The sequence below is a fragment of the Dyadobacter sp. genome (assembly GCF_017744695.1).
GTDB lineage: Bacteria > Bacteroidota > Bacteroidia > Cytophagales > Spirosomataceae > Dyadobacter.
In genome coordinates, this window is record NZ_JAGIAS010000011.1 from 90,699 (window position 1) to 110,724 (window position 20,026).

The following is a 20,026-nucleotide window of genomic DNA, read 5'->3' on the forward strand; positions in this document are numbered from 1 at the left end:
GCTTGCCATTAGACGAAATATCGCGTGGTTTTTAGCACTCACAAACTCTAAATATTATTCATTATCAAACACTTAATAGTCTGGCACAGCGATTGATTCTTATAACGTGTTTTCAAACCAAAATTTTTAACACCTATGAAAATCGTTGTAATCGGCGGAACCGGCCTTATCGGCTCCAAAGTTGTCAATAACCTTACAAGCCTTGGCCACCAGGTAATCGCAGGCGCTCCCGCGACGGGGATAAACACGATTACGGGCGAAGGGCTGGCGGAGGCCTTAAAGGATACCGACATTGTGATAGACGTGGCCAACTCGCCTTCATTCGAAGACCAGGCGGTGCTCGACTTCTTCACTACCTCGGGTACCAACCTTTTAGCTGCGGAAAAGAATGCCGGTGTGAAACACCACATTGCATTGTCGGTGGTGGGCACCCAACTACTGTCGGAGAGCGGCTATTTTCGTGGTAAAATCGCGCAGGAAAAACTCATTCGCGAATCGGGCATACCTTATACGATTGTGCATTCCACGCAGTTTTTCGAGTTTCTGGCAGGCATTGCGCAATCGGCCACACAAGGGCAGATCGTGAGATTGTCAGCGGCTTACGTGCAACCCATTTCATCGGATGATGTAGCTTCCGCAGTAACGGACGTAGCCCTGGATACGCCGCACAATGGCCTCGTCGAGATCGCCGGACCGGAGCGTTTCCGGCTTGCAGAACTGGTTCAAAAATTCCTGAATCTCAAAGGCGACACCCGCTCGGTTGTGACCGACAACCAGGCCCGCTATTACGGCGCACTACTTTCGGATGTAGTACTGCTGCCAGCCGGCGACGCACGCATTGGCTCGGTGAACTTCGCCGACTGGTTCAAAGCGACAAACGTATAACACAGACAGGTAGCTTTTTCAAATTGATTTATAAACCTTAAAAACAACTACGGCTATGAACCCGTTACTGCAAATGATGCACGAGAAAGGTAATGACGAGTACAAGCGCGAAGTCGAAATTCTCTCGACCGAGACTCACCACCACGAGGACCATACTTTTGAAGGAAGTGAGTTTATGGACGATGCGCTGCGAATGCACGAGCAACCTTTGGAGGACAATGAATGACTCCACCGGTCCTAAGCCTGATTCAGCCATGAAGCATTTAGAGGTATCGAGGGTGTTCCAAACAGTCAGCTCGGGCGACGGGCAGTTCGCGGCCAGAAAAGTACGGTCGATCCATTTCAACGGACTGCTCGACCCGTTGATCGGTTTCGATCATTTCGAATTGACGAGCGACGTTTTCGGCCCTCACCCACACGCGGGCATGTCGGCGATCACCTATCTTTTTGAAGATTCCGGACATTACCACAACCTCGACTCGTCCGGTACCGACGTCGTCATCACACCCGGCAGCCTGATGTGGACCTGGGCCGGACGCGGCATTGTACATACCGAATTTCCGGTACCCGAAGGCACCCGCGTGCACGGTATGCAGGTATTCGTGAACACGGCCGCGCTCAGAAAGCAGCATCTGCCGCAAGCGTTATTTATCGACAGCCGCGACATTCCGGTGGTCGATTACAATGGTGTGACCGTGAAAGTGATTGCCGGACGTACAAACATAGCGGGTAACCGCATCAAAACACCCGAGGCGCTGACATTCCTGGACATTACCATCGGGCGGGGTCGGACGTTTCAGCATGACCTCCCGGCAGGATGGACCGCGACCATTTACGTCTTGTCCGGCGAGGTTGCCGATGACCGCAAATCCTGGGTGATCACCGCTGGCCAGGTCCTGGCTATGGGCCGCTCCGACCAACTGGAAACGCTGTCGTTAACCGCTGTTTCCGACACACGCCTCATCCTGCTCGGTGGACAACCCCTGTCGGAACCGATTTTCTCCGCAGGTGCCATGGCGATGAGCTCTGAAGAGGAGCTCGGCAAAGCCATATCAGATTTTGAAGAAGGCCGGATGGGTTTTATCCGCATTGAAGGGGACAAGCGAACCATTGTTTTAGCTACCTGAATACTAGTTGCCTGACACGACGAACGCTCCACGGTATGCGGAGCGTTCGTCTTTTACTCGGAAAGCTCTATTTGCCTTGCATGTTTCAGAAGTAATCGGCCTTGCTGATTTTCAGTTTCTTAATTTTGGAATGAAGCGTAGTGGCCGGAATCTGGAGAAACGCCGCTGCGCCGTCGAGCCCCGAAATCTTGCCGCTAAATTGCTTTAATACTTCAATAATATAGGAACGCTCTACGTCGGAGAGTGTCTGGGTTACCAATGCCGATGCCGCCTTCCCTTCCGGCTGTTGCCTGGGCAAATGCACTTCGCGGATAACGCCGTCGCCGGCTAACAGCACGCTTCGTTCCATGAGGTGTTCCAGCTCCCGCACGTTCCCGGGCCACGGGTACGCTTGCAATTCCTGCATCACGCCGGGCGAGAGGCCGGTAACTTTCCTGCCCGAATTCCTGCGATAACGGTCCACAAAAAAATGCGCCAGGGGGATGATGTCGTCAGGCCTGTTTCGGAGCGGCGGCAGTGTGATCGGGAAAACATTCAGACGGTAATAAAGGTCGGCGCGGAAACGGCCCAGCCTCACTTCCTCTTCCAGGTTACGATTCGTAGCGGCTATGATACGCACATTCACTTTGATGGTTACCTTTCCGCCAATCCTTTCCAGCTCCTTTTCCTGCAAAACGCGCAGCAGTTTCACCTGCGCTTCGAGCGGCATCTCGCCAATCTCGTCGAGGAACAAAGTGCTGTTGTCTGCCAGCTCAAACTTGCCGATACGTCGCTCTACCGCACCAGTGAATGCGCCCCGCTCGTGTCCGAACAACTCGCTTTCTATCAGATTGGCCGGCAATGCGGCGCAGTTGAGCTTGATCATCACCTTGTTTTTCCGCGGCGACGCATTATGAATTGCGCGGGCGATGAGCTCCTTGCCCGTTCCCGTTTCGCCGAGCAGCAATACCGTCGAAGCGGAATCTGCCACAAGCGACATCAAGTGGTACACTTCCTGCATTTCGGGGCCGCTGCCAACAATCTCCGAAAAGTTATAGATCGTACGGATCTGCTCTTTCAGCTGGTCATTCTCAATTTCGAGCAATTGCTTGTAGGCCAATATCTTTTCATTGGCGCGGATATTGGAAATGGCGATGGAAATCTGCGCACAAAGCCCTTTGAGCAAATTCAGGTTGAGGTTGTCGGACAGGAAAAACATCGTCCCGACATTTTCCTGCCCAACGCGCAAGGCTGATGCGTATACCTTCTTCATACCCAGCCGCTTCCAAAAAAGGATATATGCCGGACTATTACCTTTTGCCTCTTCCTCTGCGATATCAATAACAATCGGCTCCCGGCTCCCGAGTACTTGCGCAAAGAAGTATTCATCTACCGTAGCCGTGCGGTTAGCCAGCTGATCGAAAAGGTCGGCTACCTGGGTGAAAAGCGAATCATCCCACAAATATGGGGTCAATGTGTGGCCGTCGTCTTCGATAACGCGGATCATCGCCAGCCGCGTGCCAAGCAAATATTGCAAGGCTTCGGAAATGGCCGTTTCAAGGTCTGCCTTCGTTCGCACCGCGGCGATATTCTGGCTGAATTTAAGCAGGAACGACTTTTCACTTTCCCGGTTCAGAATTTCCTCGTTAGCGGTAATATTCCTCGCCGCTGTCGATAACTGATTGGAAATGCGTTCGATAATATGCATCGCGCATGCATCGAAAGTCCCGGTTTCATCGGAAAAAAGGATGAGACTATGCCTCGGCACATCTTCACCGGGCAGCATTTTGACCATCATCTCGCGCGCACCCGCCGCATAGTGCAGCTTACACCACAGAGGCGCCTGCCCGACGTCAAAACTTCTCAGGTCGAACAACACAGGCTCGTCCGACTTGGCAGCAACATCATAAATGCCGTCCGCCACCGGGTAGGACGTGCTGATCGCCTCGTAATAGGCGTCGCCATCGCCAAATTTCGGTTTGGGGTCTGTCAGAAACGCATTGTACGTTTGATGCGCCTCGTCGAGGATCGTCATGACGCACGCCGTAAAATTGATTACCTCTCGCAAACCCGAATTGATGACATGCAGCAAGTCCGCCCTGTCGCGGACTTTCACCATTCTGTTGCTCAGTTCGAGCAGGACCTCGTTGATCCGCTCCCTATCCGCAAGTTGTTCTTTTCCGGGCGCGCTCACCTATCTGTTGTTTTAAAATTTTTGGATGAATGAGATCGATGGTGAGCGGTAAATATACATCAAAGAGCGCGTCGTTTACGCCATTGGCCGGCATTTAAAGGATAATATTGTGATGAGGCTGCAACGCTTCCGGCAGGTTATCTTCGCCGAGCATTTCGCGGAGCTCTATATTGAGCTGCTGGCACATTTGCGAGATCGGAACGTCGTTTGCACTTCCTTCAAAGGGGTTTTCGGTACTCTCTCCCACCTGTTCAAGTGAAATGTACATCCACGAAATGAGCATACTGAAAGGGATCGTCGTCCAGGCCATGTACCCGCGCAACGGTGCATCCACGACCTCGTTGAGCAAATCAAAATCATGGACGATTCCAAACGGCAGCATAAAACAGAACGTCCACACGAAGATATGGTTGATCACCGCATGCTGCCGGGGATACGGCGAATCTTTAAGCTGCTCGCATTTGCCCTGCAAAACGAAAAAATCCTTCATCGACTGCTGCATTGTGGCATATTGGGGTGCTATCAGCTCCGCATTCTCCATCAGCGACTTGATGATCTTGCTCTGCAACGCCAGTATTTTCCCCGCCTTGTTTCCCGACCGCTGCACCAGTTCCAGCTCGTCGGCAGGCAGGAATTCTTTCAGCTCGGCCTCCATTCCCCGCAGCCGTTCCGGAATGCGAAAAAACTGCTGGTACTCCTTATTGTGGCTTTTTTCATTGTTTTCCCACACACGGTCCTCGCGCAGGTAATAGCGCAGGGCGGTAAGCCACGCCAAATGACGGTAAATCAATTCCTTGCTTTGCCCGGGATTGTTCAGGAAATCGATACTGATAGTCCCCCAAAAGCGGCTCAGGCTCAGAATATCGGTCCAGAGCCGTGCCCCTTCGGTAGCCCGACTGTACGTCTGTGCGTTTTTGAAACCGACTGTAAATGCCGTAGCGGTTCCTAAAAGTCCCACCACAGGCCACGGCACATTCAACCATTTCAGCCCCCATACTTCATGAATGACCACCGGGAAAAGTCCCAGAAAGAAAAGAATATAGATATTCCGTCGTGTCCAAACCAGAAACTCGCCCAATCGATAAGATTTGCCTATATGCATCGCACTTTGCAGTTGGTATTATTATGAAGAAAAATGATCCGTGAAACCTGTCCGGACGAAACGGGATATTGCAAGTGCTATACCACCAAATCAACAGACTAACAACCAATCATTTAACCAAATAAACCCGCAAATTCCGTGACGATATTTCGTCAAATTACTTGTTATGGCACTAAATACAGTTGGAGCAAGTACCTGGCCCCCTCATTTCAACAAGCTCACAACAGCGTCCAGCTCCGTCCGCTCCGGCACCGTGTAATCCGGCTGAATGCCCGTGGATTCCCAATTCTCGGTCGTGCCAGGCCACGCAGGGGCGCCAGTGGAAACAGACATGTAGAGGTGTTCGTTGACGGGATACCATGAATTCATGAACGCCGCTCCGGCCGACCGCTGTCCGACGATTTTTGCCCGACGGTGCTTTTGCAACGCATACGCAAATGCTTCCGCGGCAGAAGCTGTTCCCTTGCTGACCAGGATGAATAGCGGTTTTTCATATTTTGGTTCCAGCAACCAGCCGACGGTCTTTTCCGTCTGCATGCTACCATTCCTGGTCCTAAATTCCAGTAAAGATCTGTTTGGGGGCAGAAAAAAACTTTCCAGAACGCTGCCGACATTGCTGCCCCCTCCCCCGTTGTTCCGCAGATCGACCACCAATGCACGCGTGTTCGCTACAAAGCGCATCGCAGCAAAAAGCACCGGCAGGCTATTGGCCGAGATATTGATTTCCGAGATTTCGAGATACCCTATGTTCCCCTTCAGAACTTGTACGTTGCGAAAACCGTAATTTCGTTCTGCTGCATCCTTTCCATCGAAAAACGGTTCGGGCGCCTGGCTGGCAGTGTCGGGCCCGGACTCTGCTGCGCTTTGCAATTCTTTAACAGTTTTAGGGTCAAATCTGACGTACAAATGCCCATCCTGGCTGAATTCCTTCAAATTTTTGGAAATAGTTTCGGCCAGTTCCTGCCAGTTTTTGGCGGCCGAGAATTTCCCCTGCCGGTATTCCGATCGGAGATGTTGGGCGATTTTTTGTCCCTTTTCAGGAAAAACATAGGCGGTGTCGATTTGCTGCACCATGGTAGCGATCGCCGCATCGGTCTCCCCGACAGAGAGCACCTGGGCGAATGCACAGCGGCAGCAAAATAGTGAGAAAACGGCGCTCAGATAGAAATAAGCAGGTTTGGCGACTAACATATACTGGATTGGTTTTAGTTTAGCAGCAAAGTTCCCGCTTCCTGATCGCTCAAAATTGTATGAGATTAGCGCACTAAATCGCCCGGTATTCTTTGGGCAAAAACCCGGTGACCTGTTTGAAAGCCCTGGTAAAATGCGCCTGATCGGTAAACCCCGATTCATAAGCAATGCGCGTGAGGGGATAACGGGTGTTTTTAATCAGCGCAATAGCATTCATAACCCTAAGCCTGCGCATGTACTCACTCAATGTGCAGCCAAAGTAACGCGTAAAATACTTCGAGATCGTTACGGGATGCGTACCGGTTTCACCTGAAAGCGCATCCAGACTAACGGGCTCGTTCCAGCGGTCATGCAGCAGCTCGGTGACTCGTCCTACCCAGGCCGGCGGTCTGTTCCCGCAGTTCTCCCTCGTGCGGACGAGCCCGAGAATGGCCATCGTAATCGAATCGCCGGTATCGTATTCATCCCATAATGATTCGCGGCAGGCCCGCAGCAATGCACTGGAAGCGAGCGGATTGGCATAATTAACCGTTCCGATCTGAGACTCTGCCAGCTGGTACGCTTTGAAAAAATCCGGCGTAAACTCCAAATTAAAATTCCGTGAACCCGGCACCGTTTTGCTGTTTTGGTGCGGTTCTCCCGCGTGAAAGAATACCGCCTCACCTGCCTGCCGGTAACTTTCTCCCCGCTGCCGTTTTTCAATGGTTGCTCCTGCCAGTAGCATTGTAATGTGTGCATTTTCGTGTGCGTGCAGCGATACGTCGGGCAGATTTTCCCGTGAATACGTTGTTACGCTTGTCCAGATACCGTTCGCAAGGCGGGTGGTCAGGTTCGTTCCTAAATAGGTGGCTGTCGGAAGTAGCTGCATAATCGATTCAAAGTGTCAGGGAAAAGCGAACGACGCTCATCTGTACCTAACGTCGGTTGCCTACATGTTCGCGTTGCAAAATCGAATTTATTCCCCCTATTACTAACCCAATGTGCCGCCATTAATGAGCCCGAAAGGTCCCCTCCCCCTCCTGGGCCCACGTTCTGAAAAAATTCCGATATTTTTTTCGCAACACATTGCATTTTGTACTTTCCTATTTTATTTTTGACACAAATTAAGTTAGTGCGTTAAGTTATCATGAAGAAAAACTACGTTCGCTGGTGGGTTGTTTTCCTGGTCTTCGTCGCGACCGGCCTGAGCTTTCTCGACAGGCAGGTGTTATCGATCGCCGTGATCCGCATTCAGGAGGAATTCGGTTTCAGCGACGTGGAATACGGCTGGGTGAATACCAGTTTCCTGCTCAGTTATGCATTGATGTTCACCGTAGGCGGCTGGCTTATCGACCGCATCGGCGCGCGAAAAGGGCTGGGCATCGCAGTGGGCGTATGGTCGGTAGCGAATGCATTGCATGGGGTAATGACGAACCTTCCGCAGCTACTTACCTTCCGTTTTTTCCTCGGTATGGGCGAAGGCGCCTGCTTTCCCGGCGCGGCCAGGACGGTTCATGAATGGTTTGATGAAAAAGAAAGGGCCTTCGCAAACGGCATCGCCATCGGCGGCTCGGCCATTGGGGCCGTTATCGCCCCGCCGCTCACCATCTGGCTGTCCAACAGCTACGGATGGCGTTCGGGATTTGTGATACCCGGCGTGGCAGGAGCCATTTGGGTGATCGTATGGCTGCTTTTGCCGTGGAAACGGAAGGATGCGAACACGGAAACAGCCGTCTTCCAGACCCAGCAAATCTTTAAAATACCCTTTTCAACCATATTAAAACAACGGGAAACCTGGGTATTCGTCCTGATACGGTTTCTCCTCGATCCGGTCATGTATTTCATGATGTTCTGGATACCCAAATACCTGAGCGACGTACGCGCCGTACCTTTTGGTCAGATCGGGCGGTTGTTCTGGATACCCTTTCTGTCGCTGGGTATTTCCAATATCCTCGGCGGCTTCTTCTCCGATCAACTGGCCCGGAAAGAGGTCAGTACCGGTCGCGCGCGGAAGATCGTAATGGGCTGCGCGGCGGCTCTGACACTCGCGGTCCCGCTCACGGAATTTACATCGTCGGTGGGTATTGCGGTGGCTTGCATGGCGTTATATATGTTTGCGCATGGCTGCTGGATTACCAATTATATCACCGCCATTTCGGACGTTTTCGGGCCGGGGGCGACGTCTACGGTGGTGGGGTTGTCGGGCACGGCAGGTGCATTATCCAGCCTGATCCTGAACCCGATGATCGGGAAAATCGTGCAGGAATATTCGTATAAGCCGCTCTGGATCGCTTCAGGCTTGCTGTATCCCGTTGCATTCATCGCATTCATTGTGCTCATACCCAGGCTGCGGCCACTTTTTGAACGCCCTGCCGCCATCGTCACGCCAGCGGAGGTTACCGACTAGCATTTTCTATTTTTAGTAAAACCCGAACAGGAAAAACTATTGCTCAAAGAACTTAGTGCGTTAAGAATTAAACTTTAAAAACAATATTTCACTCACTCATGGGAAATCCATTACCGAACGAAAATCACGCCGTAGAAGAAGCCATTATCCGGAAACGCCAGCCTACCAAACCGCGCATCGGCGTGTTTGGGGTCGGGTATTTCAAATATTGGGGCCAGTTCGATGGTCTGCTCGACGATATGCTGCGTAAACAGGCTGTTTTCATCGAAAAGATCGATCGCCTGGGCGATGTCGAACGCGTCGATTTCGGGTTGATCGATACGGTGCAGAAGGCTTACGAGCTCGTTCCGAAGCTGCATGCGGCCAATCTCGACCTGATTTTCTGCGATATGCTCACCTACGCCACTTCCAATACGTTCGGTACCATTATCCGCAACCTGAACGTGCCCATCGTGCTCGTAGCATTGCAGCCCGACCAGGCGATGGATTACAGCCGCGCCTCCACCTACATGCAGTTGTATAACGACGACATCTGTTCCCTGCCCGAGTTCGCGGGCGTGGCCGCACGGATGGGCAAGCGCGTGCCGGAAATGATCATCGGTACGCTCCACGACGATCCGCAGGCCGACGCGGAGATTGAAGAATATTGCCGCATTGCCGCCGTGCTGCACGATTTGCGTACTTCCCGCATCGGTCACATCGGCCACCCCATCGAGGCAATGCTCGATATGCATTCGGACTCCACGATGTTTACCGCGCATTTCGGTGCGCACATTGTGCAATGCGAGGCCCACGAGATCGTGACGCAGTACCAGCAAACGCAACGGGCCGATATTGAAAACATGAAGGAACGTATCCTTGACTTTTTCGACACGCCCGACCCGGTCTCCGACCCTATTTCCGAAAAACTCCGCGATACCGACCTCGAAACCGCCGCCCGCGTGACGGTAGCACTGGAAAAGTTTGTGGAAGCCAAACAGCTCGACGGCCTCGCCTACTATTACGAAGGTCCCGAAAACAGTGAAACGCGGCTCGTCATGTCCAACCTCATCGTCGGCAACTCGCTGCTCACCGGCGCGGGCTTCCCCATGTGCGGGGAGTCGGATTTGAAGACGTGCTTTGCGATGCTGATCATGGAACGTTTAGGCATAGGCGGTAGCTTTGCCGAGTTTCATCCGGTGGACTTCAAAGAAGGTTTCGTGCTAGTGGGCCACGATGGGCCGCACAATGTCGCTATTGCCAATGGGAAACCCGTTTTGCGCAGCCTCACGAAGTACCACGGCAAACCCGGTTTCGGTGCAGGCGTGGAATTCAAAATCAAGGAAGGGCCTATTACCATGCTAAGCATCAATTCCACGTTCGATGGCAAATTTAAATTCATTATTGCCGAAGGACAGTCAGTAGAAGGCCCTATTCCACCAACCGGTAATACCAATACGCGTGGATTTTTCAAGCCGGATGTGCGCACGTTTTTAAAAAAATGGATGAAAGAAGGGCCCACGCACCACTTCGCGCTCGGCGTAGGGCACCATGCAGCCACCATTGCCAAAATAGCCGGTTATCTCGGCCTCGAAGCCGTGGTGATCGACCAGTAGGACCTTTTGCATTTCCTGTACCGCTTTAATCAAAGTAAATCCGAATCTTTATGAAACACTTTTTATGCAAAAAGCTGCCGCCTTATGCGCGGTGGGCTGTGCTGTGTTTGCTCTTTTTGCCCTGCCGCCACCTGCTCGCGCAGTCGGGCCCGCGGGTGACGGTCACCGGCACGGTCCTTTCCGGGACAGATAACACGCCTCTGATCGGCGCCACCATTGCCGAAAAAGGCACCACCAATGGCACCACCACGGATGGCAACGGCCAGTACAAGATCACCCTCGCAAGCACGGGTACGCTGGTGATCAGCTTCATCGGCTACACCGCGGAGGAAGTAAAACCGGATAACCGTTCGGTAATCGATGTCACGCTGAAAGCGGATATGCAACAGTTGCAGGACGTGGTCGTGGTGGGTTATGGTACCCAAAAGAAGTCCACACTGACAGGCTCGGTGGCTTCGGTGAAGTCGGACGAAATCTTAAAAGCGCCTACCTCCAATGCCACCAACAGCCTCACCGGCCGGATGCCGGGGGTATTTGTGGTGCAGCGGAGCGGTAAACCAGGTGACAATCAGGCCGATATATTCATCCGCGGCCGCGCTACCACCGGCGACAGTTCCCCGCTCATCATCGTGGACGGCGCCGAGCGGCAGAGTTTCGGAGATATTGACCCGAACGAGATCGAAACCGTGTCGGTACTGAAAGACGCTTCCGCCACGGCGCTTTTCGGGATCAAGGGCGGGAATGGCGTTATCCTGGTGACAACCAAAGTGGGCAAGGAAGGCAAGCCGCGTATCAGCTATTCGGGCAACGTGGCTTTGCAGACTTACACCAGTTTGCCCAAAACCCTGAATGCATTCAATGCGGCCAGCCTGCTCAACGAAGCCAATGCGAATGTGGGCAAGGCTCCGGCATTCACCGACATCGAGTTGCAGAAGTTCAAAGACCATTCCGACCCGTACAAGTACCTGGATTTCAACTGGTTCGACTACATTACCCGCAAATATTATCCGCAGACACAGCATAACCTGAACGTATCGGGCGGCACCAAAGTGGCACGGTATTTCGTGTCGGCGGGCTATTTGTTCGAGGATGGTTTTCTCAAAAAATTCGACAATCCCTACGGCTACTCCACCTCACCCAAATACAGCCGCTACAACTTCCGCTCCAACCTGGACCTGACTTTGAGCAAAGACCTGAGCGTGTCGGTAAAGCTCGGCGGCCGTCTCGAAGAGCGTTATGCGCCCGCCGGCGATCCGTTTTATGCCAATGCGGAAATTGAATACCTGCTGTCGCGTGTGAACGGGATACCGGCATATGCCTACCAGCCCTTTTTGCCCGATGGCCGTTTCATGGAAAACCCCAATGCGGGCGTAAACCTCACCAACCCGCTCGGCTGGATTTCGCGCCGCGGCTACTACATCCAGCAAAACAATTCCATCGAAAGCACGCTCGCATTGAATTATGACTTACACAAGCTGCTGAAAGGGCTTTCGTTCCGCACCCAGTATGCCTACGATGCCTACTTTATCGCCACACGCCGCCAACAGGGCACTTTTACCTCCTACTACATCAACAAACAGACCGACGCGATCGTGAAGGGTAACGCCTCTTTCAGCGACTCGGATACCCCGCTGGGCGCGGTGGTAGCTGCTTACGACGGCACCATCGCCTACAACCTGCAATCGAGCCTGAACTATAACAACACCTTCGGTAACCACACCGTGACGGGCCTGGCATTGTTCCAGCGGCAGGCGCGGCGTGTGGTCGGTGCGCAGCCCGCGTACGCGTCGCAGGGGCTTGTGGCGCGGGTGACTTACAGTTTTATGGACAAGTATTTCGCCGAGTTCAACGGGGCTTACAATGGTTCGGAAAACTTCGCTTCGGGCAAACGCTACGGCTTTTTCCCGGCGGTGTCGGCGGGATGGACGGTGAGTAAGGAGGATTTTATGAAAAATGTTTCCTGGCTGAGCTACCTCAAAATCAGGGGCAGCGCGGGTAAGATCGGCTTTGATAAAATCGGCGGGAACCGCTTTTTGTACCTGGACGAATATACCCGCAACTCCACCGTTTACGGCGGGGGCGCCAACCTTGGGTTGACAGTAAAACCCAACACCGCGGCGCAATTCGGATTGCCCACAGCCATCAACACCTACCCGGTAATTACGCATTCACGCATTGGCAACCCGAATATTACCTGGGAAACCTCCACGAAGCGTAACATCGGTTTTGAGAGTAGCTTCTTCAATGATATGTTCTCGCTGAACTTCGATATTTTTAATGAAACCAGAAAAAACATCCTGCTCAACCGGCAATCGGGCCTCACTACTTACGGGGAGGCGTATCCAAGCCTGAATTATGGCGAGGTGCGCAACCACGGCTACGAGATCGAATTGCGGCATTTGCGGCGGATCGGCGAGATCGGGTACGGCATTACGGCCCAGGCGAGTTTTGCCAGAAACAAGGTGATCAACCTCGATGAGCCATCGGGCCGTCCGGCTTACCAAAAGGCCGCAGGCTACCAGATCGGCCAGTACCGGGGCTACGTGACCGACGGCTTTTACCAGTCGCAGGACGATATCAACAGCTACCTGCCCAACCTGCTCGGCAAGCCCATTCCCGGAGATTTGAAATTCAGGGACATCAACGGCGACGGCGTGATTTCCACCGACGACATTACACCCATCGGCTACTCCAACGTACCCGAGTACACTTACAGCGTCGAACCGACATTCAGTTTCAAGGGCTTCTCGTTTTCGGTGATGTTCCAGGGCGTGGCGCACGTGAGCTCCGACATTCAGTTTGACCAGCGGAACCTGAGCAGCAACCAGATGTACGAAAATATGCTCGGCCGCTGGACACCCGCTACCGCCCAAACCGCGACCTGGCCCGCTTTGCAGCCGGCAGTAGGCGGTAACTTCATGAGCTATGCGACCAACGATTTTCTGCTCACCAATGCCCGTTTTCTCAAAATCCGCAATGCACAACTCGCTTATCAGCTGCCTTCCACACTGGTAAAGAAAGTGGGTGTGAAAGGCATCCGCGTATCGCTTTCGGGCCAAAACCTGTACACCTGGACCAAAGTGCTCTACCGCGATCCGGAAAACTTCCAGCGCCGCGCGCCGCAGGGGGCTTACAACGTGTACCCTACTTCCCGGCTTTACAACCTGGGCCTCAACATCGAGTTCTGAACCATCTTTTTTACGATGATGAAAAAACATTTCCTTTCCCTCTTTGTCGCTTCGCTGGCCGTGCTGTCGGGCTGTGACGACAAGTTTCTGAACGTAGCGCCCGATGTAGCGCTCGATGAAACGAAAGTATTCGGTGACCCGGTGATGGCCGCGCAATACGCCGACAATGCGTACAGCTTCCTCCCCGACGATTACCTGCGTTTCAATGAAGGCAACGGCGTGGCCCAGGCTTCCGACGAGGCGGTCGGCATTGACGTTACCAACCCGATGCTTTATACTCTTTCCAAAGGCCTCTACCACGATCACACCGCCTTTACCACATTGGCGATCAACGACATCGGCGGACAATACGACCGTCTGTATGCCGGTATCCGCATTGTGAATAAAATGCTCTCCAAAATGGACGAGGTGAAATGGACCGCCGACCAGAACCCGCAGCGCATCAAAGGCGAAATGTACTACCTGCGTGCATTCATGTATTTCGAACTCATCAAACGCTTCGGCGGCGTGGTGCTCATCGACAAGGCCTATGCGGCCACGGACGATATCGACCTTCCCCGCAACAGTTACGACGAATGTGTAAAATTCATCCAGGCTGACATCGCGCAGGCTGTGTCCCTCCTGCCCACCGACCACGACGAGGCGAATTACGGTCGCCCGACGATTGGGGCTGCCCGGGCGCTCAAAAGCCGGCTGCTCCTGTATGCGGCCAGCCCATTACATAATAGCTCCAATGATCCGGCCAAATGGCAAGCCGCTGCCGATGCGGCCAAAGAGGTAATGGATATGAATAAATACAAGCTGCACCCGCGCTACGAAGAATTGCTTTCACCCGCCGGGAACGGCACCACCGACGAGTACATTCTCATCAAGATCAAAAAACCACGAACCTGGGATTGGGCCATTCTCTCGGTAGTATCGCCGGGTTCCGGCGGGCGCATTGGGACCTATAATCCTACCCAAAACCACGTGGATCTGTATGAAATGAAGAACGGGCTGCCCATTACCGATCCACAGTCGGGTTATGACCCGGCGAATCCTTATGCCAACCGCGACCCGCGTTTTTATGCCAACATTCTCTACAACGACGCGCCCTGGCAGGACCGGAAAATGCAAATGTGGGACGGCGGTGCCGATTACAGTTCGAGCAGCTCGTCGTATACAGCTACCCGGTACTACTCCCGTAAAATGTGGCCCGAAGTCTACAAAACGCCCGGCACACAAACGGCTTTCCTCAACTTCATCTTCTTCCGCTACGGCGAGATTTTACTCAACTATGCCGAGGCGAAAAACGAAGCCTCCGGCCCGGATGCGAGCGTGTACAGCGCCATTAACCAGCTCCGCAAGCGCGCCGGCATGCCCGATTTGCCCACCGGTTTGAGTAAAGACCAGATGCGCGCCCGGATCTACAACGAACGGGCCGTGGAACTGGCTTTCGAGGATAACCGCTGGTACGACATCATGCGGTGGAAAAAGGGCAAGGAACTGGTGGCGCAGAAGATGTATGGAATGAACGTAGTGAAGAACGCCGACGGCACATTTACCTACACCAAAGTGGAGCTGCCGACTTCATTCCAGCGGGTGTATGAAGACCATATGCACCTCTACCCCATCCCGCGCAACGAAGTGCAGAAGAGCAAAAAGCTGGAACAAAACCCAGGCTGGTAGTCCCACCTCAACCTTACGATATCTATGAAAATAACCAATATGATCCGCGGGCTGATGTTGACGCTCGCGGTGCTGTCGGGCCGGGCAATGGCCCAGGATGCTGTGCCGGCGGCTGTTTCGGGAACGGTGGAAGACGCCGGCCGCATGCCCGTGGCAGGTGTGAATGTGAGCGTCCAGGAAGGGAAAATGCAAACCATTTCAGACGAGAATGGCGCGTTTTCCATTAAAGTGGCGAAGGGGGAAGTGCTGGTTTTTGAAAAAAATGGCTACCTCACCTTTTACCAGAATATCACCGAAACGAAACATCCCCTGAAAATCCAGTTGCCGAAAGCCCTGCCATATGCCGGTATGGACGACGATGTGTACATTCCCTTTGGGGTGCGTAAAAACCGCGAGATCAACGGGTCGGTATCGACGCTGAAAGCCAATGCATTGCCGCAGATCCCGGCCAGCTCGCTCACCAACCTCTTTGCAGGCCAATTACCGGGGTTGAATGTTTGGCAAACCGGCACCTTGCCCGGACGCGACGAAACGACTATCGTGATCCGCAACCGCGCATCCTTCGCAGGCGCAAACGTGCCGCTCGTGCTCGTGGACGGGGTCGCGCGCGATTTTTCGGACATGGACCTGAGCGAGATCGAATCCATTACCACATTGAAAGACGCGGCTTCGCTGGCCTGGTACGGCAACCGCGCGGCAAACGGCGTGCTGCTCATCACGACACGCCGGGGCAATGCGGACAAAACGCGGTTTACCTACGATATGCAGATGGGCGCCCAGCAACCGACCAGACTCATGAAGCCGCTCGATTCCTACAATTTTGCCAACCTGTACAATCAGGCCCTGAAAAACGACGGCTTCGCGCCACTTTACACCCAGGAGCAGCTCGACGGCTACCGCAGCGGCGCCGACGCGTACAGATATCCCAATAACAATTTCGTGAACGAGTTCCTGAAATCCAGCGCATTCGTGCAGCGGCACGTGCTCACAGCCTCCGGCGGCTCCAGAGCGGTGCGCTACTTCACCAACCTCAGCTTTTTCGACCAGCGCGGGCTGTACGACCATGCCGATGCCCCCATGTTCAATTCCAATGTGGGCTACCGCCGTTACAACCTGCGTACCAACCTCGACATTCAGGTGACACCCATGCTCAGCGTGCAGCTGGATATGGGCGGGCGCATCGAAGACCGTCGTGAACCGGGCGGCACCAGTGCTGCATTCCTGAGCACCATCTTCACCACGCCGGCCAATGCATTTCCTCTGCTGAATGAAAATGGCTCCTACGGCGGCAGCAACCTCTTCCGTGCCAACCCGCTCGCGCAGTTGCGGGCGCAAGGCAACCGCAGCGAGGTGACCCGCGTGCTGCTCGGCACATTGAATGCGACCCACAAGCTGGATTTCTGGCTGCCGGGACTGAGCGCGAATGTGTTCTATACTTTCGACATTTCGGGCCGGTACGTGAGCGGTCGCAGCCAGGAATACGAGGTGTACGAACGGGCGGCCAATGGCGCACTCACGCGCTTCGGCACATCCACCCCGCTGGGCTACCTCGCCGCCACTTTCGCCGACAACATCCGCACCAACGAGCTGTGGACCGGCTTCGACTACGACCGTGCATTCGGCAGGCACCAGCTCAAAGCGACAGCGCGCTACCAGCAGGCCGTGACCTTCAATCCTGCCCGTCTGCAAGACAAGCGCCAGGGCTTTTCGGGCCGTGTTTCCTACGGCTTCAACAACCGCTACTATGCCGACCTGGTAGCCAGCTACACAGGCGCGGACAACTACATGCCGGGCAAGCAATTCGGTTTCTTTCCGGCGGTGGCTGCGGGCTGGGTGATTTCCGAAGAGTCGTTTCTAAGGAGTGTAAAAGCCATTGATTACCTCAAATTGCGGGCCTCCTACGGCAAGGCCGGCAACAATGCGACGGGCGAAACGGGCAAGTTTCCCTATGCCTACCTGTTCAGTCCGGCAAATGGCAGCTATGCGTTTGGCACCAGTTTCGCGGCGCAGGCCGGGGCTTCGGAAAACACCTTGCCGAACCCGGATATTACCTGGGAATCGGCTTACAAAACGGATGTCGGTTTGGACGCAAAGCTGTTTAAAAACACCGTCACGTTGTATGCCAATTATTTCAATGAGCTGAGAAAGAACATCCTGACAGCACCTATTAACCCGTCGATCCTTGGCCTGGCGACTTACCGCATTAACGACGGCGAAACGCGTCTCAGAGGCTTTGAAGGTTCCATTGATTTTACCAGAACATTCGGACAGCTGACATTATCATTAGGAGGCAATTATACTTTTGCCAAAAACAAAATCCTGCGCATTAACGAATCGGCGGGCTTGCTCGATTACCAGAAACAAGCTGGCCACAACATCGCCGGCGTGACCGATTATGGCAAGCTGATGCTCATTTCGGACGGTATTTTCCAGTCGCAAGCCGAGATCGACCAAAGCCCCGCACAGCGTTTCGCAGGCAAGCTCCAACCCGGTGACATCAAATACAAGGACGTGAACGGCGATAAGGTGATCGACAATTACGACCGCGTGATGACGGATTTCAACGACACGCCGAATGCCTACTACGGCTTCCACATCGGCGCGCGCTACCGGGCATTGGACATCTCGGTGGTAGGCCAGGGCGTGACCGGCCGCACAATCCAGATCCGTTCGCTGGTCATGGCAGGGTCGAACAACACGGGGTATATCAACCAGTTCAGCCCGCAGGCGTGGACGCAGGACAATCCTAATGCGCCATATCCCAGATTAGGCATTTCGGACCGGGGCAACAACACGGCCGATTCGGATTTCTGGCTGCGATCGGGCGATTACCTGCGCGTCAAGTCGGTGGAGCTGGGGTATACCATCCCGCAAAGTATGGCCGACAAGCTGCGGATCAGGAGTTTGAGGGTATATGCCAATGGTTTTAACCTATTTAATTTGAATAAAACCCACCTGGACATCGATCCCGAAATACCTTTCGCAGGCTATAACGCCTATCCCTACCTGCGCACGGTTACGGCGGGCATTAACCTCAAATTCTGACCATTCATCTTTTTGATAATTATGAAAAGGTACCAAGTCATTATCCCATTGATCCTCGCGGTGCTCGTGAGCGCGTGCAAGGAATCGCGGTTCCTGGAATTTCCCTACTACGACGGTCCGGTGACCGAAGAGCAGTTCTGGAACCTGAACGCCTCCGCCCGCGGCCAGCTCAACCGCGGCTATAACTTCCTGCAAGAAGGTTATAACCGGTATGGCGGCGCCATGCTCGCGGCCGGGTCCGACGAAGCCGTGAATTCGAACCTCAATTCGGACATCAATGTATTTAACAACGGAACGTGGAGCTCGCTGCGGACACTGGACGACAGCTACGCTATCAACTACAACGGCCTCAGGCAAGTGAACCTCTTCCTCGAAAATGCCCGCCGCGCCAATATCATCCCGCTCACCGACATTCCCAGGCTCCGCGCAGAGGCCTTTTTCCTCCGCGCATTCTTCCATTTCGAGCTCTGGAAACGCTACGGCGGTGTGATCATCGCCGATCACGTTTTCAGCCAAACCGACAATCTCGACCTGCCCCGCAACACGCCGGAGGAAACTTTGGCACAAATCCTGAAAGACTGCGATTCGGCCGCTGTGACACTACCGCTCTCGCCTGTACAATACGGCGCGGGCGACAAAGGGCGCGCCACCAAGGCCGCCGCGATGGCATTGAAATCGAGGGCATTGCTTTACGCCGCCAGCCCGCTCAACAATGCGAACGGGGATATTACCCTTTGGCAAAAAGCCGCCGCCGCTTCCAAAGAGCTGATCGACACCAAAGCCCATAGCCTGCTGGCCAACTATGCCGACATTTTCAATTTCTCCACCGCCGCCTACAATGCGGAGGTGATCTTCGCCACGGCTGCCAACCTGCGCAACGACATTGAAACCAATAATGCGCCGATCAGCTACAATGGCGCGTTGGGTCTTACCAATCCTACGCAGGAACTGGTGGATGCCTATGAAATGAAAAACGGCCTGCCGATCACCGATCCGCTGTCGGGATACAACCCGGCGGACCCCTACAAAGACCGCGACCCGCGCTTCGCATTGTCGGTGATTTACAATGGCTCGAATTTCAAAGGTACGCCCGTGAATACCGCGACTGGCGGCAAGGACGGCCTGGGTGTGAGCGTGAATGCGACCCAAACGGGCTACTACATGCGTAAATTCCTCAGCGAAGCTGCCAGCTGGAACCAGACCACCAATGCAACCGTGCGCCGGCCATGGGTGATTTTCAGGTATGCGGAAATCCTGCTCAACTACGCCGAAGCGCAGAACGAAGCTGCCGGCCCCGACGCCAGCGTGTACGACGCGGTGAACCAGGTACGCCAGCGCGCAGGCATGCCGGTGCTCCCGCAAGGGCTTTCGAAAGACCAGATGCGCACCCGGATCCGCAACGAACGGCGGGTGGAGCTGGCCTTCGAGGAACACCGTTTTTTTGATGTAAGAAGATGGAAAACGGGGGAAAAAGACTTCGCTGCGCCGGTATCGGGGATGCGGATATCCATGAATGGCACCAACACGGTCTACGAGCGCTTCATAGTGGCCCGGCGGGTGTTCAGTGAAAGGATGTACCGCTACCCGATACCGCAAGGCGAGATCAATAACACTACGAAACTGGTACAGAACCCGGGATATTGAGTTCAAAAATTGCTTTTAGTCA

The 20,026-nt window shown here is 53.9% G+C and carries 13 protein-coding genes; 9 read left to right on the forward strand and 4 right to left on the reverse strand.

Going from position 1 to position 20,026, the window contains the following annotated elements; all coding sequences use genetic code 11:
- Positions 1-135 precede the first annotated feature (135 nt).
- The 3 genes from J7619_RS29665 to J7619_RS29675 are packed head-to-tail and all read left to right on the forward strand — an operon-like array spanning position 136 to position 2,012.
- On the forward strand, positions 136-885 hold the full coding sequence (locus tag J7619_RS29665; RefSeq protein WP_291207856.1) for an SDR family oxidoreductase: 750 nt from the start codon (positions 136-138) through the stop codon (positions 883-885).
- A 55-nt stretch (positions 886-940) separates the two neighbouring features.
- Entirely contained in the window at positions 941-1,111 is a 171-nt protein-coding gene (locus J7619_RS29670) for a hypothetical protein (protein ID WP_291207858.1), read from the forward strand.
- Positions 1,112-1,139: 28 nt separating this feature from the next.
- Positions 1,140-2,012, forward strand: a complete 873-nt coding sequence (locus J7619_RS29675; RefSeq protein WP_291207860.1) for a pirin family protein — start codon at positions 1,140-1,142, stop codon at positions 2,010-2,012.
- 85 nt (positions 2,013-2,097) lie between these two features.
- Here the strand turns inward: J7619_RS29675 and J7619_RS29680 are convergent, their stop codons facing one another.
- From J7619_RS29680 to J7619_RS29695, 4 genes are all read right to left on the reverse strand, one after another.
- Positions 2,098-4,185 (reverse strand): sigma 54-interacting transcriptional regulator, encoded by a 2,088-nt coding sequence (locus J7619_RS29680; protein ID WP_291207862.1) that lies wholly within the window; start codon positions 4,183-4,185, stop codon positions 2,098-2,100.
- A 94-nt stretch (positions 4,186-4,279) separates the two neighbouring features.
- Positions 4,280-5,287, reverse strand: coding sequence for a bestrophin family protein (locus tag J7619_RS29685; RefSeq protein WP_291207864.1), 1,008 nt, complete (start codon positions 5,285-5,287; stop codon positions 4,280-4,282).
- Positions 5,288-5,491: 204 nt separating this feature from the next.
- Positions 5,492-6,478: a S41 family peptidase gene (locus tag J7619_RS29690; protein WP_291207866.1), complete on the reverse strand. Its 987-nt coding sequence runs from the start codon at positions 6,476-6,478 to the stop codon at positions 5,492-5,494.
- A 73-nt stretch (positions 6,479-6,551) separates the two neighbouring features.
- Positions 6,552-7,346 (reverse strand): AraC family transcriptional regulator, encoded by a 795-nt coding sequence (locus J7619_RS29695; protein WP_291207868.1) that lies wholly within the window; start codon positions 7,344-7,346, stop codon positions 6,552-6,554.
- Between the two features lie 258 nt (positions 7,347-7,604).
- Between J7619_RS29695 and J7619_RS29700 the strand changes: the two genes are divergently transcribed.
- From J7619_RS29700 to J7619_RS29725, 6 genes are all read left to right on the forward strand, one after another.
- Positions 7,605-8,864, forward strand: a complete 1,260-nt coding sequence (locus J7619_RS29700; protein ID WP_291207870.1) for an MFS transporter — start codon at positions 7,605-7,607, stop codon at positions 8,862-8,864.
- 98 nt (positions 8,865-8,962) lie between these two features.
- Complete coding sequence (locus J7619_RS29705) at positions 8,963-10,459, forward strand: L-fucose/L-arabinose isomerase family protein (protein WP_291207872.1); 1,497 nt, start codon at positions 8,963-8,965, stop codon at positions 10,457-10,459.
- Between the two features lie 50 nt (positions 10,460-10,509).
- Positions 10,510-13,647: a TonB-dependent receptor gene (locus J7619_RS29710; RefSeq protein WP_291207874.1), complete on the forward strand. Its 3,138-nt coding sequence runs from the start codon at positions 10,510-10,512 to the stop codon at positions 13,645-13,647.
- Between the two features lie 15 nt (positions 13,648-13,662).
- A complete protein-coding gene (locus tag J7619_RS29715; protein WP_291207876.1) occupies positions 13,663-15,315 on the forward strand; it encodes a RagB/SusD family nutrient uptake outer membrane protein in 1,653 nt (550 codons plus the stop codon).
- A gap of 24 nt (positions 15,316-15,339) precedes the next feature.
- Positions 15,340-18,360, forward strand: a complete 3,021-nt coding sequence (locus J7619_RS29720) for a TonB-dependent receptor (RefSeq protein WP_291207878.1) — start codon at positions 15,340-15,342, stop codon at positions 18,358-18,360.
- 21 nt (positions 18,361-18,381) lie between these two features.
- Positions 18,382-20,004, forward strand: a complete 1,623-nt coding sequence (locus J7619_RS29725) for a RagB/SusD family nutrient uptake outer membrane protein (RefSeq protein ID WP_291207880.1) — start codon at positions 18,382-18,384, stop codon at positions 20,002-20,004.
- Positions 20,005-20,026: the final 22 nt, after the last annotated feature.